We start from the raw sequence: 12978 nt of genomic DNA, 5'->3' as shown, positions 1-12978 counted from the left end.
GTTAATGAGGGGTGATAGAAATTAGAATGCGAAAAGGCGCATAATTTAAAAAGCTAACATCGACACTCTCGGATAACTCGACATAAGGAAATATGTCATCCCCAAAAGGTTAATTAGGGTCAATGGTAACAAACTATGGGGTAGAAATGCGTTAGAAAACCACCTCTAATGCAGATATTCTAGTTAAGAAAAGTTACCTCAATAGTCATACCTCACTTAAGCCATTTAACTTAGGTTAATTCAAACAATCATCTACAAATTTAACTGTTTCATAACCGCGATTAAATCAAAGGGCTTAGCAAACTGAGGCTCCTTTAGAAAAGCTATCAACTCTTCAAAATTAAGCGCGTCGATATCATTCGCTAGCTCTTCGGGTTTAAAATTCTGTTTTAACTTAAGCCACTCTTCGAGTTGCTCTTTATCTTCAGTTTGAGCGGCGTATTCAACTAGTGAAAGAGTGTATTCATCGACCTGAACTTGAGTACAACGCTCTATCGCTTCGTGGCTCGCAATGAGTAGTACTACTTTTTTACTTTCTGATGGTAAGTCTGCAAACCATTTGCTGGTTAGCTTATCTACTTCTATTTGGCTTCTACGGTCTTCTCTGCAAATCTCAGTTTTAGCATTTAAGGCTTGGTACTTAAGCTCCAAATCTCTTGCTAGATCTTCATTGCTTGTAAGCAAAGACGCAGAGGTAGCTGCCGCTGAAAACGTAAGAGTTAAGCACATTGTTAATAATTTAAGCCTATAGAGCATTGTATACACACTCCCAAAAGCGTCTTTCTTTACCGTGAGTATAAATAGATGCGGTACCCACAATATCTTCTAACTTTTTACGTTTTATTTCTGGAATACTATTTAAAGCGTTAGCGTACAATTCCCAGTTGTAAGTTGTAATTTGATAACCCGTAGAGATCAACTCTGCCGTCTTATAGGTGCCTCGACCTGCGAATATCTGAAAAAACGGTACCATGCTAATGAGCTTATCCAACAAACTCACCATTTCAACGGTATCATTCATCTGCTCTATGTATCGTAGTGTTCTATCGCTAGGTTCAACCCCCAGCAATGACAAAAACTTCCCTTATTCATAAGGCCCCCACAAAATAATTATCAATTTTATCATTAGAATGCGCCACAATCAATTTATATGCCTCTGAATACATCGTTTTGCTTAATATTGTCACATGGAAGTAAAAGTGCACCTTCAAATGTAATTTCGTACACTTATTTACAGAACTCCAAGTAAAGCCGAAGAGCTTGAGCCTTTAACTCTCTGCCATTCAAAATGGCGGGTGATAATTTCCAAGCCTCGATAAAGCACACCTTTAAGCCGTTTCACAAACACATCGCCGTAGGCGTTAGTTTTGCATTCACCTGTTTCGGTATTGACGGTTTGTTGGTAGAAGACTCGTAATGGCCTGTTGGCCAACTTGCACCACACACCGCCTATCACTTTAGTAAACTATTTCCAGTTGGCGGTATCGGCAGCTTTAAAAGCTTGTTGGATGGTTTCATCAAACTGGCAGACCTTCTTTAGCCTGCATAGCTATCGCCAAACTGTGGCCAATGCCCGCCCACTTGTTGAAACTGCTTTATGCGCCAACAAGCCGCCCAAGCGTTAACCCTAGCAACCGCTTCTATTGGCTCTTCACCATGTACGCCACAGCCTAATGATTTTCCGTTATTGTTCTTAGAAACATATTTAGCTAAGTAGCCTGCTGCGCTGCATCATTTATTACAAACGAGCTAGACATAAGTTTGTCTTGGTAGGCTAATTGCGCGACTCTTCTACCCAGCGTTATGTTGCTGGGTAATAGGGGGAACTACCTCACCTTGTAATAAGGTCAGCGGAATAGGCGGCTCAAAGCCTTTACCCCGTATGTAATCGGCTATTTCTTCATACGCAGATTTTTGTGAGGCACTTAAGCGCGTAAACCTCATGCAATTGTCAGCCTTTTCAGCCGCCTTTTTTTTAAAGTCTTCTTCACATAAATCTAAGTCTAACGTAATCGACCTAGCGCCAATGGCTTTGGCTACATTATCGTGGGTAGTGCGGATGCCAATATTGGCATCTCGCTTGGTCGGCGCAGCATGATACTGCGCCATAAGTGACCTTCTAAACGCCTTAGGAAAGCTGGCTAAGATACGCTACACATACGCCTTATCATCTTGCTCAGGATGGGCATTAAACACCTCCCAGCCTTTGGTGCTTATACCGTAAACTCGCCAAGGTGTTTCTAAGTAGCTCGTTACTATGTATCTAACCAAACCATTAGCGATTAAGTTGTTTAAGGTTCTTAGGTCAAAGCCTTTGCTTAATTTGCCCCGTACCGTCATTTAAAACTCTTCACCTTTTTGGTTAAGATAGGTTGTTGTTATATAAGCGCTTGGTTAAATATAACTCCAAGTATTGACGCCCTCAAATTAAAGGTGTAATTTAAATACCCCTTTAATTTGAATTGAAAGTGAGTAGTGAAAAAATGAACAAAAAAAACAGTATTGATCATAGGTTCAAATTCGGGTACGGGTTTATCAACTGCGAAATCATTTGCAGTTAAAGGGTATTTAGTATACGGCTGTGTTCGTAGTGCTGAAGTTGGTGAAACATTAAAGAAAGATTTTATCAATAATAGTTTAACCATCACTCCAGTTATCTGCGATGTAACAAGCACAGATAGCGTTAATGCGGCTATTGAATTTGTAATTAAAGATGGCGGTAAAATTGATATCCTTGTGAACAATGCTGGTTACGGCCTTGTTTCTAGTATTGAAGAGGAGACTGATGAAGAACTCGAACTCCAATACAATGTGAACGTATTTGGTGTATTCAGAACTTGCCGTGCAGTAATCCCATTTGTGCGTCAAAAAGAAAGCGGTATGATCATTAACATTGGTTCACTCCTAGGAAACATGGGTCTTCCATTATTCTCCTATTACAACTCAAATAAGTATGCCGTAGAAGGAATTACTGACTCTCTACGCTACGAACTTAATCCGTTCGGTATCAAAGTTCACACTATCGCACCCGGTTTACTTTAGCGATATGTTGAAAAATCAGACTCGAGAAGAGTTTGAAATCACAGTTAACACAGCACTTTCAATATAAGTAGGTAACACATCATGTTGGATAAAAAGACAATCGAACTTGTACAATCAACGATCCCTCTTTTAGAGGAAGGCGGTATTGAAGTTACTAAGTACTTCTACAATCGAATGTTTAAGTACAACCCAGAGCTAAAAGATATTTTTAACTTGAGTAATCAGGAGTCAGATCGTCAAAGAGAAGCATTGTTTAATGCCATCTTTGGCTACGCTGTTCACTTGGAGAACCTAGCTGTACTCGGTCCGGTAGTAGAAAAAATCGCTCAAAAACACACTAGTTTCCGTGTTACTGCAGAACAATACAGTATTGTCGGTGAGAACTTCCTTGCAACTCTTCGTGAGTTTGTAGGTGTAAATGAAGAAGTTATAGATGCTTGGGCTCTGGCTTACCAGCAGTTAGCCAATATCTTTATAGTTCGTGAAGAAGAGCTTTACCAACAAACTGAAAACCTGCCTGGTGGTTGGAGGGACAAGCGTAAGTTTGAGCTTTTAGAGAAGACTGTTGAATCTGATCTGATCACCAGCTTTGTACTCAAGCCCATCGATGGTAAAGAAGTTGTAACGTTTAAGCCTGGTCAATACATAGGTATTTGGTTGAGGTCTGAAGAACTTGAATTCCAAGAGATTCGCCAATATAGCTTGTCTGATAAGCCGAACGGTGAAACTTACCGTATTTCTGTTAAGCGAGAAGGTGAAGGTAAAGTATCAAACTTCCTACATGACAAAGTGGACATTGGTGATGTGCTAGATATTGTTCCACCAGCAGGCGATTTCTTCTTCAACTCACCTAAAGAAAAGTCTGTCGTTCTACTTTCAGCCGGTGTGGGAGTAACGCCTGTACTTTCTATGCTTGAAACGATTAAAGATGAGCATACTGGCTCTATCCATTGGTTGCACGCAACTCAAAAAGTCTCTCACCATAGCTTTAAGGACCTTATTGAAGAGCGTGTAGCGATTATGGACAATCTAAAAGCTTACACTTGGTATGAGCATGTTGATAACCCAGAGTCGTTAGCGGACAACACTATCATTGGTAACATGAACCTTGATGATGTGACAGATATCAATTGGTTGAACACTGATTTTTACTTCTGTGGCCCTGTTGGCTTCATGCAGTTTGTTGGTAAGCAACTAATAGCGAAAGGGGTAGATGCTTCTTCTATTAACTACGAGTGCTTCGGGCCTCACAAAGTGCTTGATTAGATAGAGCTGAACTTTGGTTTGTTTCAGAGTTATCAAAAATAAATGATGCCAGCATTAATCTGCTGGTATCTTCATTAGAAAGTTAACGCTGCCTCAAGTTAAGCCTCCTTAAATGGCAGAAGACTACTGCCGATTTTTGCCTAGTTTAAGTCTTAGATTGTAATTGTTCTATCATAGAGACTGTCTTAACATTTGACCGACCTATCATTTAGACTAGTTTAGTTACATAATTAATGCACCTTTAAAATGAATTAATTATGTGACTATGCATATCACACGTTATACTGACTACTCTCTTCGAGTGCTTATCTACTTAGCGATTAATAATGAATCGTTCAGTACGATAAGCGACATAGCAACAAGCTATAACATATCTAAAAACCATCTTATGAAGATAGTTCATCAGTTGAATCTGAAAGGATATTTAATAGCGACTCGAGGCCGAAATGGTGGTTTAAAGCTTAACAATGCTCCAGGTGATATTAATGTAGGTGCGTTAGTGCGTGAATTAGAAGACAAGCGAAATCTAATTGAATGTTTTGGTAATCAGAATACTTGCGTCATTACCCCAAGTTGTCAGTTGAAACACATTTTTGCTCAAGCTCAAGAGCAGTTTTATCGCTTCTTAGATTCTTATACTCTTCAGGACTTAATTGGCGAAAAACATAAGCTAGGGGACATTTTGTCAATAAACGTAACATGATTTTTTTGTTTGAGTGGCTCATTTTGGTGACGTCTAATGAAAGGAGTAGATTAAAAGAGAATTAAGGGGAGATTTGTTATGGCTTTTTTGAGTTAGCATTTAGGCCGTTCTTTCTGTTTGCCTCACTCGTTAGTTGGGCAGCATTTTGGAATGGCTGTACGTCATTAAATGTGTACGGCGGTGCATGCACGAGATGCTTTTGGGTTTTGCTGCAACAGTTGTCGTTGCCTTCCTTCTTTAATTTTAACTAGTAGCGTATATATTATCCACCGTAACGAGAAAGTACATAGAATTGTATTTGTTTCACCATTCACACCTTATTGATAATTAATTTACACCCCTCGATGAAAGCTCAATATTACAGGGGGGTGTTGAGTGTGTGTAAAGAAAATCGTGTGTACAATGCTCAATATGGGAAGAGTGTGAAAAGACTATAGAAAGTAGTCTTAATAGGGACGTTGAATGGAAGACAACAATGCAGCAAGCGCTAAGAAAAAAGTGAAAATCAATGTCATTCTTGATTATCGGTAGTGTTAAGAAATCTGTGTTATTTCAGTAACATGTACAAAGCAGGAATGACACATGACCAAAGACTTCGATCTAGAACAAGCCATTAAAGCCCTTCAGTCAGGACAAGCTCTGACGGAGAAGGATGGCTTCTTAACCCCTCTAATCAAACAGATCACAGAAGCTGCCTTGAAGGCAGAACTAGAACAACACCTAGAATCTGATGATCAGCCGAATCGCAAGAATAGCTCTAGCAAGAAGACGATTAAGTTTTCAGTTGGTGAATTTGAACTCGATACTCCGCGTGACCGTCAAGGCTCGTTTGAGCCCAAGCTCATCAAGAAGAATCAGACCAAACTCACTGACGAGATCGACCGTAAGATCTTGTCTAAGTTTTCGCTCGACATGAGCTATATTTGGGCAAATTGACTTATATAAAAGCGTCTGCATCTATATCCAAGAGAACGTCCATCGAAATATAACTCTAGAGTCAGTCGCTGCTCGATTCGGACTATAACCCAATCATCTATCGCGAATTTATCGTCAAGAAGGACATATGCGCTTTGCCGAATGTATAGCCTGGGTAGGGCTGGCGCGACCAAAGTTCTTACTCAAGTAACTATCCCTTCAAACCGGAAGAAATCGCCACGCGCTCTGGGTTTCAAGATCCAAGTTACTTCTGCCGTGTATTCTAAACAAGACTGGCAGAGCCCCACTGAATATAGTATGACTTAGTGGAGGAACTGCCAGCTGAAACCAACCTAGACGGGACTAGCCGTTAGCCATTACCATCTCAGGACGTCTTTTGAGCGCAGCATAAGACATTCCCGTAATTAATGAACCTAAGGCAATCGCCAAGACATAGGTTAGTACTGGCGTTATTGCATTGGGTATAAACAGTACAAAGATTCCACCATGTGGCGCTAGTAGCTCAGCACCAATGTACATGCTCATTGCACCAGTGAAGGCCCCTCCCGCCATACACGCAGGAATGACTCTTAGCGGATCTTTGGCAGCAAAAGGAATAGCGCCTTCGGAGATGAAGCAGAGACCGAGTACAAAGGACGCTTTACCAGCTTCTGACTCGCTTTGCTCAAACTTATTGCGGGCCACCCAGGTAGCAATTCCCATCCCTAATGCAGGCACCATACCAGCAGCCATAACCGCAGCCATTGGCGCATAGGTCTGAGCGGATAGTAGGCCAACACCAAAAGTATAAGCCGCCTTATTTACCGGACCACCTAGGTCAAAGCACATCATTGAGCCCAGTAGTACGCCAAGCAAGATGGCATTGGTTGCACCCATGTTATTGAGGAATCCCGTTAAGGCTACCATTACTGTGGAGACTGGCTCGCCAACGATGTAAATCATGATCAATCCACAAACCAGAGTCGCCAAGAACGGGACGATCAAGATGGGTTTTAGCGCTTCCATCGAGCTAGGCAGCTTGATGTTGTCCAGCAACCACTTAGCTAAATAACCGGCCAAAAAGCCTGAAAGAATGCCTCCGAGAAACCCAGCTCCGGTGCTGCTTGCTAGCATCCCCCCTACCAAGCCAGGGGCTAATCCAGGCCGATCCGCAATAGAATAAGCGATATAACCGGAAAGTACTGGAATCATTAAGGCGAAGGCCGATGCGCCACCGATTGACATTAGTGCTGCAGCTAAGGTGCCTTCTTCTTTGAAGGCCTCTATCCCGAACACAAACGAAAGCGCAATGGCTAAGCCACCCGCAATAACCAGTGGCAACATGTGCGAAACACCGGTCATCAAATGCTTGTAAGCGCCGGTTTTCTCAGTGCTACTGGTTGCTCCAGCATTGCTATTAGAGGAACTGCTCGAGTGGTGCTGATAGTCTTTTGCCTGATCCAGAGCTTGTTGATAGCACTCCTTGGTCTTTTTGAGTGCATGACCGGTGCTAGTTTTGAATAGCTTTTTACCGTCGAAGCGAGCCAAGTCCACCTCAATGTCTGCGGCTACTATCACTAAATCGGCTTGGGCAATATCCTGTTCCGTGAGGGTGTTTTTAGCACCAACTGAACCTCTAGTTTCGATTTTGACTTGATAACCCAGCGCCTCACCAGTTTCCTGCAAGGCCTCCGCTGCCATAAAGGTATGCGCGACCCCGGTCGGGCAGGCGGTAATACCAACCACTTTCAAGCTACTAGCCTCGCCACGTTGGACGCTTAAGTCTAGCGCCGTGTAATTAAATGGCTGAGCTTCTGCAACAGTCTTTTCGAGCAAGCGCTCTGCGGACTCCATGACTTGCTCAAACTGAGCAAAGTAGACCGCTTTACCATCAAAGCGTTGCAATTCTAACAAACTAAACGCAGCGGGTTCAGCTACTACCAAAACCAGTTCTGCTTGACTAATTTGCTCTGAACTCAAGCTCTGCACGGCTTGCAATGTGCTGTGACACTCGCTATGTAGCGACCATCCCTTATCTTTCGCCGCTTGCTCTAACATCGCTTCGGCAATGGTGCTGTTTGCCACGCCCTCAAGGCTGGCTGTAAGGCTTACAATATTCATCCATCTATCCTCATTCTCATAAAACCGCAAACTGAGTTGTTTCGAGAGTCGCTTGCAGCTGGTCCTGACTAGGCACACCTACTCCTATCTGCGACACAGCTAGTGCTGACATAGCAGTAGTAAATTTAAGTTTCTGCTCAGGTGGCATCTGCTGAGAACAAGCCCAACAAAAACTGGCCACGAAGGTATCACCTGCCCCCACGGTACTAACTACCTTGGCTGACTCGGGTATGGCCTCGCGCCACTGCCCTTGATTCAGCCACAGCACACCTTTTCTCACCGCGCGATATCAGCACGTTATTTATGCCGAGCGCGGCTATTTTCTCGCCTTGGGCTTTAACCTTATCGAGATCCAACAACGGGCTACCTGCCCATTGCTCAAGTTCTTCTTGATTGGGTTTGATAAAACTGGGTTTCGCCTGAATGGCGTAGTACAAGGCCTCGCCAGAGCAATCCACCAGCACTTGGTTACCTCGAGAACCGAGCTCTTTGATCCAGCCACTGAAACGACTTAGTTCCACGCCTTTAGGCACACTCCCCGCGAAAACCACATAATGATGTTCTTCAACCAGCTCAAACAGGCGTTGCTCAAATTGCTGCACATCATCCGCCGAGATCAACGCACCAGGGAAGTTGACGTCTGTCACTTCACCCATCAGGTCAACCAGCTTGACGTTGGTTCGGGTTGCGCCTTGCACCCGAATAAACTGATCATCGATCTCGAGCTGGGCAAAAAGCTCCTCAAACTTAGTCGGATTATCGCTGCCCAAGAAACCGGTGATGCTTACCTCCGCACCAAGTTCGGCGAGCACCTTGGCCACATTGACCCCCTTGCCAGCAGCATGGAGATTAGCATGGTTCACCAGATTCACTTTGCCACTGCTCAGCTGATTCAACGAGCCGGTCAGGTCTAAGGCGGGGTTTAAGGCCACTGCTAGGACTTTGTTAATACTCGTCATTAGCTTTCTCCCAAACCATTATCAATAGCTAGTTCAAGCGCTTGCAAGGCCGCCTGAGCGTCATCACCATCAGCGATAAACTGTAAACGATGCTGACTCTTCACTCCTAAAGTCATCACCTTCATTAGGCTCTTGGCGTTAACCGCTTTAGCATCACCGTCCAAATTGGCCACCGTAATTGCGCTGGCAAACTTTTTGGCTTCTGCCACCAGCAGCGCCCCCGGTCTAGCGTGCAAGCCATGCGGATTACGGATCTGCACAATGCGACTGTTATCAGCTTCTGCCTCATTAGGCGTAATAGCCTGTTGCTCACTACCTGATTTAAGCTTGTAAACTACGGTCTTTGCATCAGCCACGCTCAGTTCTGCCAGCTGTCGCTGGTAAGCCAACGCGGCAAGATGTTGTAGCGGATTAATGCAGGCGGTGTTAGCCACAGCAACACAAAGTAAGGCCGAGACTGGCTTGCCGGCGTACTCAAAGCTATTTGTTGGGCGGACTAAGCTAAAACCAGAACTCTTAGCCCCTTTGCCCAACTCCAATAACCAAGCACCCTCCCCCAGGTAACTGGCGGCAGCCAGCAAGGCTTGTGCCACGGCCAGCTCTTCTAGACAGCCTCGGTTTTTGAGCATGCCAGCCGCAACCGCACTTAATACTTGAAAGTTTTCTACTGGTACTTCGTTGAGCACCAATTTTTCATCAAATTCGATCTCTGTCTGCTGCTCGCCATTGATTAGAGAAACGATCTCTTGCGAGGTTTGAGCGTTGCGAAGTACCCCTTCCACGCCGTCGGCAGAAAGCACTCGGGTCAACTGTTTCAAGATTTCCAAATGCTCATCGGATTTAGCGGCGATCCCAATCGCCAAATAGACCCGATTGCCGTCCCCCCAATCTACGCCTTGTGGAAACTGGTGAACAAACACACCGGTTTTTTGCACATGTTGTTTAGTCTCAGTGGTGCCATGGGGAATAGCAATACCATTACCGAGATAAGTCGAGCTTTGCTGCTCCCTACCCCACATACCTGCTGCATACTCTTCGGTAATGTAACCAGCCGCTTTTAGAGAAGCAGCAAGGTGGGAGATAGCTTGCTGCTTGACCGCCGCTTTCTGCCCTAAAGAAATATTTTGTTGGTTCAAACTGATCATCATCTGACCTCGATACGGTTTGTGAACGCCAGCCGAATCGTTTCAGCTGTTAACTTAAAAAACGCAAAATTAGGTTCTTGTTTTCTTAATATACTGACAAGCTGAATCGTTCCAGCTAGTATTGCAAATAATCCCTAGTGAGTTTGTATTGAAAAAGTGACCACGCTCACAAGGGCCGGCTAAACGAGCTCGATATATTGCATTGTCACTGGCTTAAAATTGTTACAGACACCACCAAGAGAGAATTGTGAAATTAGATGAAATCGCCAAGCTAGCAGGTGTATCTCGCACTACCGCCAGTTACGTAATTAACGGCAAGGCAGAACAGTATCGGATTAGCGTCAAAACTCAAGAAAAGGTCTTAGCCGTCGTTAACCAACACGGCTTTCAACCTAATCATTCAGCCAGCACCCTTCGCGCAGGCGTCAGCAAGACTTTCGGCTTGATCGTCCCAGATCTTGAGAACGCATCCTACGCTAGGCTCGCCAAGCTACTAGAAAGCGCTGCAAGAAAACACGGCTACCACCTGTTAATTAGTTGCAGTGATGACGAATACGGCAACGAAAAAGAAGTCGCTAATAGCTTAGTTAGTCGGCGGATAGACGTGCTATTGGTGGCCAGTTGCATCCCTCCTACCGACTCTTTCTACGAGGAAATTCAACAACGTGGTACTCCGGTAATTGCTATCGACCGTATGTTCAACGATGAGATCTTTGCCAGTGTCATAAGTGAAGACTTTAATGGTGCCGTCAAACTCACCGAAGCCCTATTAGCTAGGGGAAGTCAAAGCATCGCCCTGTTTGGAGCCGTGCCTGAACTGGTAATATCTAAAGAACGAGAGGCAGGTTTTCACCATGCAATCAAGCGAGCCGCTTGCTTCTCTGACAAACAAGTATCTGTTTACTACGGCGAGCACTTCTCACGGGAAGAAGGTCAAAAACTCGCTACCCAGATGATGCTAGAGAGCCTGGTACCTGACGCAATTTTGGTTAGCTCCTACGTATTGTTTGAAGGCATACTGGATTGCCTATCCAAGTATCCAGAAGTGCTTAAGTCCGCGACGCTAGCAACCTTCGGTGATAACCAGCTCTTGGATATGTTGCCATTCAAAGTGATTTCTTTGCCACAGCAATTCGACAAAATTGCTGAAAGGGTGCTGGAGTTGGCACTAAATGCCGCAAAGGGAGATTATGAAAGGGGTGTTGACATAGTCTCGCGTAGACTGGTGATCCGATGAAGTTACGCCACACGTCTTCCTATACCAAAGTGTTTTTCTGACCTTAACACTATATCGGAGACATTGAAGTGACTAAAGCCTTGGTTCAAAGTTTCGGCATAAACTTAATTCCCTCTCTAAGCGCAAACATAGTCACTCAGGAGACATTCATCCGCTGACTTATGAGATACTTGGAAATAGCAACTAAAGAGTGGCCTAGGAAAGGCTGACCGAATCACACATTGTGTCGAGCTATATAGGAGAAACCTCAACTGCTCTTACGACATATTCATTGACGAAGAACTCCTGAGAAAACGAATGAGTTGGAGTCGAACTCTGGCCTCTATTGGTAAAGCACATCCTAGCCAATAGGCAGAGCTACGCTAACTCATTTTGAGGAAAAAGCTGCTCGATAGTTCGCTGAATTTAGTACTGTTCAAAGATGTACGCCCAAACCCAGACACCAATACCGTGAACCAAGCGTACAAGATGTATTGTGACTAGGGAGCGTAGTATATAGTTGGTTTTGGTGGCGGTAGTTCAATTTATATAGCTAAAGCAATCAAGATACTTTCAGCCAACAATGGACCAATTGCCACGTACAATGGAGTCGAGAAAGTAAAATATCTTGGTGCCCCCCTGTACGCGATAAATACAACTGCAGGTACTGCTGCCGAAGTAACGAGCAACGCTGTGATTACTGATACGCAGACGCATATCAAACACGTAATCATCTCCGATAAAATAATCCCAGACATTTCGGTCAATGACCCTAGCATTATGTTAGGTATTCCTGCTAGCACTGCGGCTGCAACCGGTATTGATGCGTTAACACATGCGATTGAATCTTTTGTATCAGTTGGGGCACATAAACTAACCGATTACATTTCTCTAGAGGCCATCAAAACCATCGCACAAAGCTTACCTCTGGCAGTTGATGAAGGCGACAATGTGGATGCACGTGAAATGATGGCATACGGCCAGTTTATAGCTGGTTTGTCATTTAACAGTGCTGGACTTGGTATGGTTCATGCGATGGCCCACCCCGCAGGAGCGCACAAAGATTTACCACATGGGGTTTGCAACGCAATTCTATTACCTATAGTGAGTTTAACCGTCCTTACTATGTTGAAAAATTTGCAAAGATCGCAAAAGCACTTGGTGCAGATACATCAAATATGACTATAGAGCAAGCAAGCTTTGTTGCGATTGTTCGACTCAAAGCCTTGAATCGTCGTGTTGGTATCCCTGAAGGTTTTACTCAATTAGGAGTGACTAAAGCAGATATTCTTAACTGGGTAGAAGATGCTTTAAATGATCCTTGCGCAAGCGGTAACCCACACCCAATGACGCAGGATCAAGTTATTAAACTATATAAAAAATCTCCTTAACTTCGTGATAAAATCTCTTCCCATCGAAACGCAGTAAGAAAGGTTTGGCATTGAGCTGGGCCTTTCCTTTTGAAACGACACCTAGATATCGCTTGAACAAAAGATGTTAGTTATCTTGACTAAAAATCAGTATTAGAGGTTTTGCATTCTAAATATCTAATACTGTTAACGAGCGAGGGTAAATTCACATAGATAGTATTGAACAAAGTTTTTCTACACG

The 12978-nt window shown here is 43.9% G+C and carries 12 protein-coding genes and 2 pseudogenes; 6 read left to right on the top strand and 8 right to left on the bottom strand.

Features of this window, described 5'->3' with window-relative positions:
• Positions 1 to 252 precede the first annotated feature (252 nt).
• The 4 genes from LQZ07_RS04290 to LQZ07_RS04275 form a co-directional block, all read right to left on the bottom strand.
• Complete coding sequence (locus LQZ07_RS04290) at positions 253 to 729, bottom strand: hypothetical protein (RefSeq protein WP_152786231.1); 477 nt, start codon at positions 727 to 729, stop codon at positions 253 to 255.
• 16 nt (positions 730 to 745) lie between these two features.
• Positions 746 to 1021 carry a hypothetical protein gene (locus tag LQZ07_RS04285; protein ID WP_227981705.1) on the bottom strand — a complete coding sequence of 92 codons (276 nt, stop codon included), beginning with the start codon at positions 1019 to 1021 and terminating at the stop codon, positions 746 to 748.
• 770 nt (positions 1022 to 1791) lie between these two features.
• Positions 1792 to 2109, bottom strand: a complete 318-nt coding sequence (locus LQZ07_RS04280) for a hypothetical protein (RefSeq protein ID WP_152786225.1) — start codon at positions 2107 to 2109, stop codon at positions 1792 to 1794.
• Between the two features lie 42 nt (positions 2110 to 2151).
• On the bottom strand, positions 2152 to 2340 hold the full coding sequence (locus LQZ07_RS04275; protein ID WP_152786223.1) for a hypothetical protein: 189 nt from the start codon (positions 2338 to 2340) through the stop codon (positions 2152 to 2154).
• A 162-nt stretch (positions 2341 to 2502) separates the two neighbouring features.
• Here LQZ07_RS04275 and LQZ07_RS04270 point away from each other — a divergent pair, with 162 nt between their 5' ends.
• The 4 genes and pseudogenes from LQZ07_RS04270 to LQZ07_RS04255 form a co-directional block, all read left to right on the top strand.
• On the top strand, positions 2503 to 3042 hold the full coding sequence (locus LQZ07_RS04270) for an SDR family NAD(P)-dependent oxidoreductase (protein ID WP_227981703.1): 540 nt from the start codon (positions 2503 to 2505) through the stop codon (positions 3040 to 3042).
• A gap of 81 nt (positions 3043 to 3123) precedes the next feature.
• Complete coding sequence (gene hmpA / locus LQZ07_RS04265; protein ID WP_152786221.1) at positions 3124 to 4308, top strand: NO-inducible flavohemoprotein; 1185 nt, start codon at positions 3124 to 3126, stop codon at positions 4306 to 4308.
• Between the two features lie 265 nt (positions 4309 to 4573).
• Positions 4574 to 5011, top strand: coding sequence for an Rrf2 family transcriptional regulator (locus LQZ07_RS04260; protein WP_152786251.1), 438 nt, complete (start codon positions 4574 to 4576; stop codon positions 5009 to 5011).
• 582 nt (positions 5012 to 5593) lie between these two features.
• Positions 5594 to 5932 (top strand): annotated as a pseudogene (locus tag LQZ07_RS04255) (transposase); the annotation flags it as partial.
• Between the two features lie 357 nt (positions 5933 to 6289).
• Here the strand turns inward: LQZ07_RS04255 and LQZ07_RS04250 are convergent.
• Genes LQZ07_RS04250 through fruB form a run of 4 tightly spaced genes read right to left on the bottom strand, consistent with a single transcriptional unit; the run spans position 6290 to position 10154 of the window.
• On the bottom strand, positions 6290 to 8047 hold the full coding sequence (locus tag LQZ07_RS04250; protein WP_152786219.1) for a fructose-specific PTS transporter subunit EIIC: 1758 nt from the start codon (positions 8045 to 8047) through the stop codon (positions 6290 to 6292).
• A gap of 16 nt (positions 8048 to 8063) precedes the next feature.
• Positions 8064 to 8315, bottom strand: a complete 252-nt coding sequence (locus LQZ07_RS24535; RefSeq protein ID WP_256471359.1) for a PfkB family carbohydrate kinase — start codon at positions 8313 to 8315, stop codon at positions 8064 to 8066.
• Entirely contained in the window at positions 8254 to 9006 is a 753-nt protein-coding gene (locus LQZ07_RS04245) for a hexose kinase (protein ID WP_255484300.1), read from the bottom strand. The genes LQZ07_RS24535 and LQZ07_RS04245 overlap by 62 nt, the downstream gene beginning before the upstream one ends.
• Entirely contained in the window at positions 9006 to 10154 is a 1149-nt protein-coding gene (fruB, locus tag LQZ07_RS04240; RefSeq protein ID WP_227981701.1) for a fused PTS fructose transporter subunit IIA/HPr protein, read from the bottom strand. The genes LQZ07_RS04245 and fruB overlap by 1 nt, the downstream gene beginning before the upstream one ends.
• A gap of 244 nt (positions 10155 to 10398) precedes the next feature.
• On the opposite strand from fruB, the gene cra reads away from it, so the two are divergent.
• Together cra and LQZ07_RS04230 are read left to right on the top strand one after the other, a co-directional pair.
• Positions 10399 to 11388, top strand: a complete 990-nt coding sequence (gene cra, locus LQZ07_RS04235) for a catabolite repressor/activator (RefSeq protein ID WP_249483516.1) — start codon at positions 10399 to 10401, stop codon at positions 11386 to 11388.
• 495 nt (positions 11389 to 11883) lie between these two features.
• A pseudogene (locus LQZ07_RS04230) lies at positions 11884 to 12758 on the top strand (iron-containing alcohol dehydrogenase).
• Positions 12759 to 12978: the final 220 nt, after the last annotated feature.

The organism is Agarivorans sp. B2Z047, assembly GCF_023373605.1.
GTDB classification, from domain to species: Bacteria; Pseudomonadota; Gammaproteobacteria; order Enterobacterales; family Celerinatantimonadaceae; genus Agarivorans; species Agarivorans albus.
This window is presented reverse-complemented; position numbering and strand designations above follow the sequence as displayed.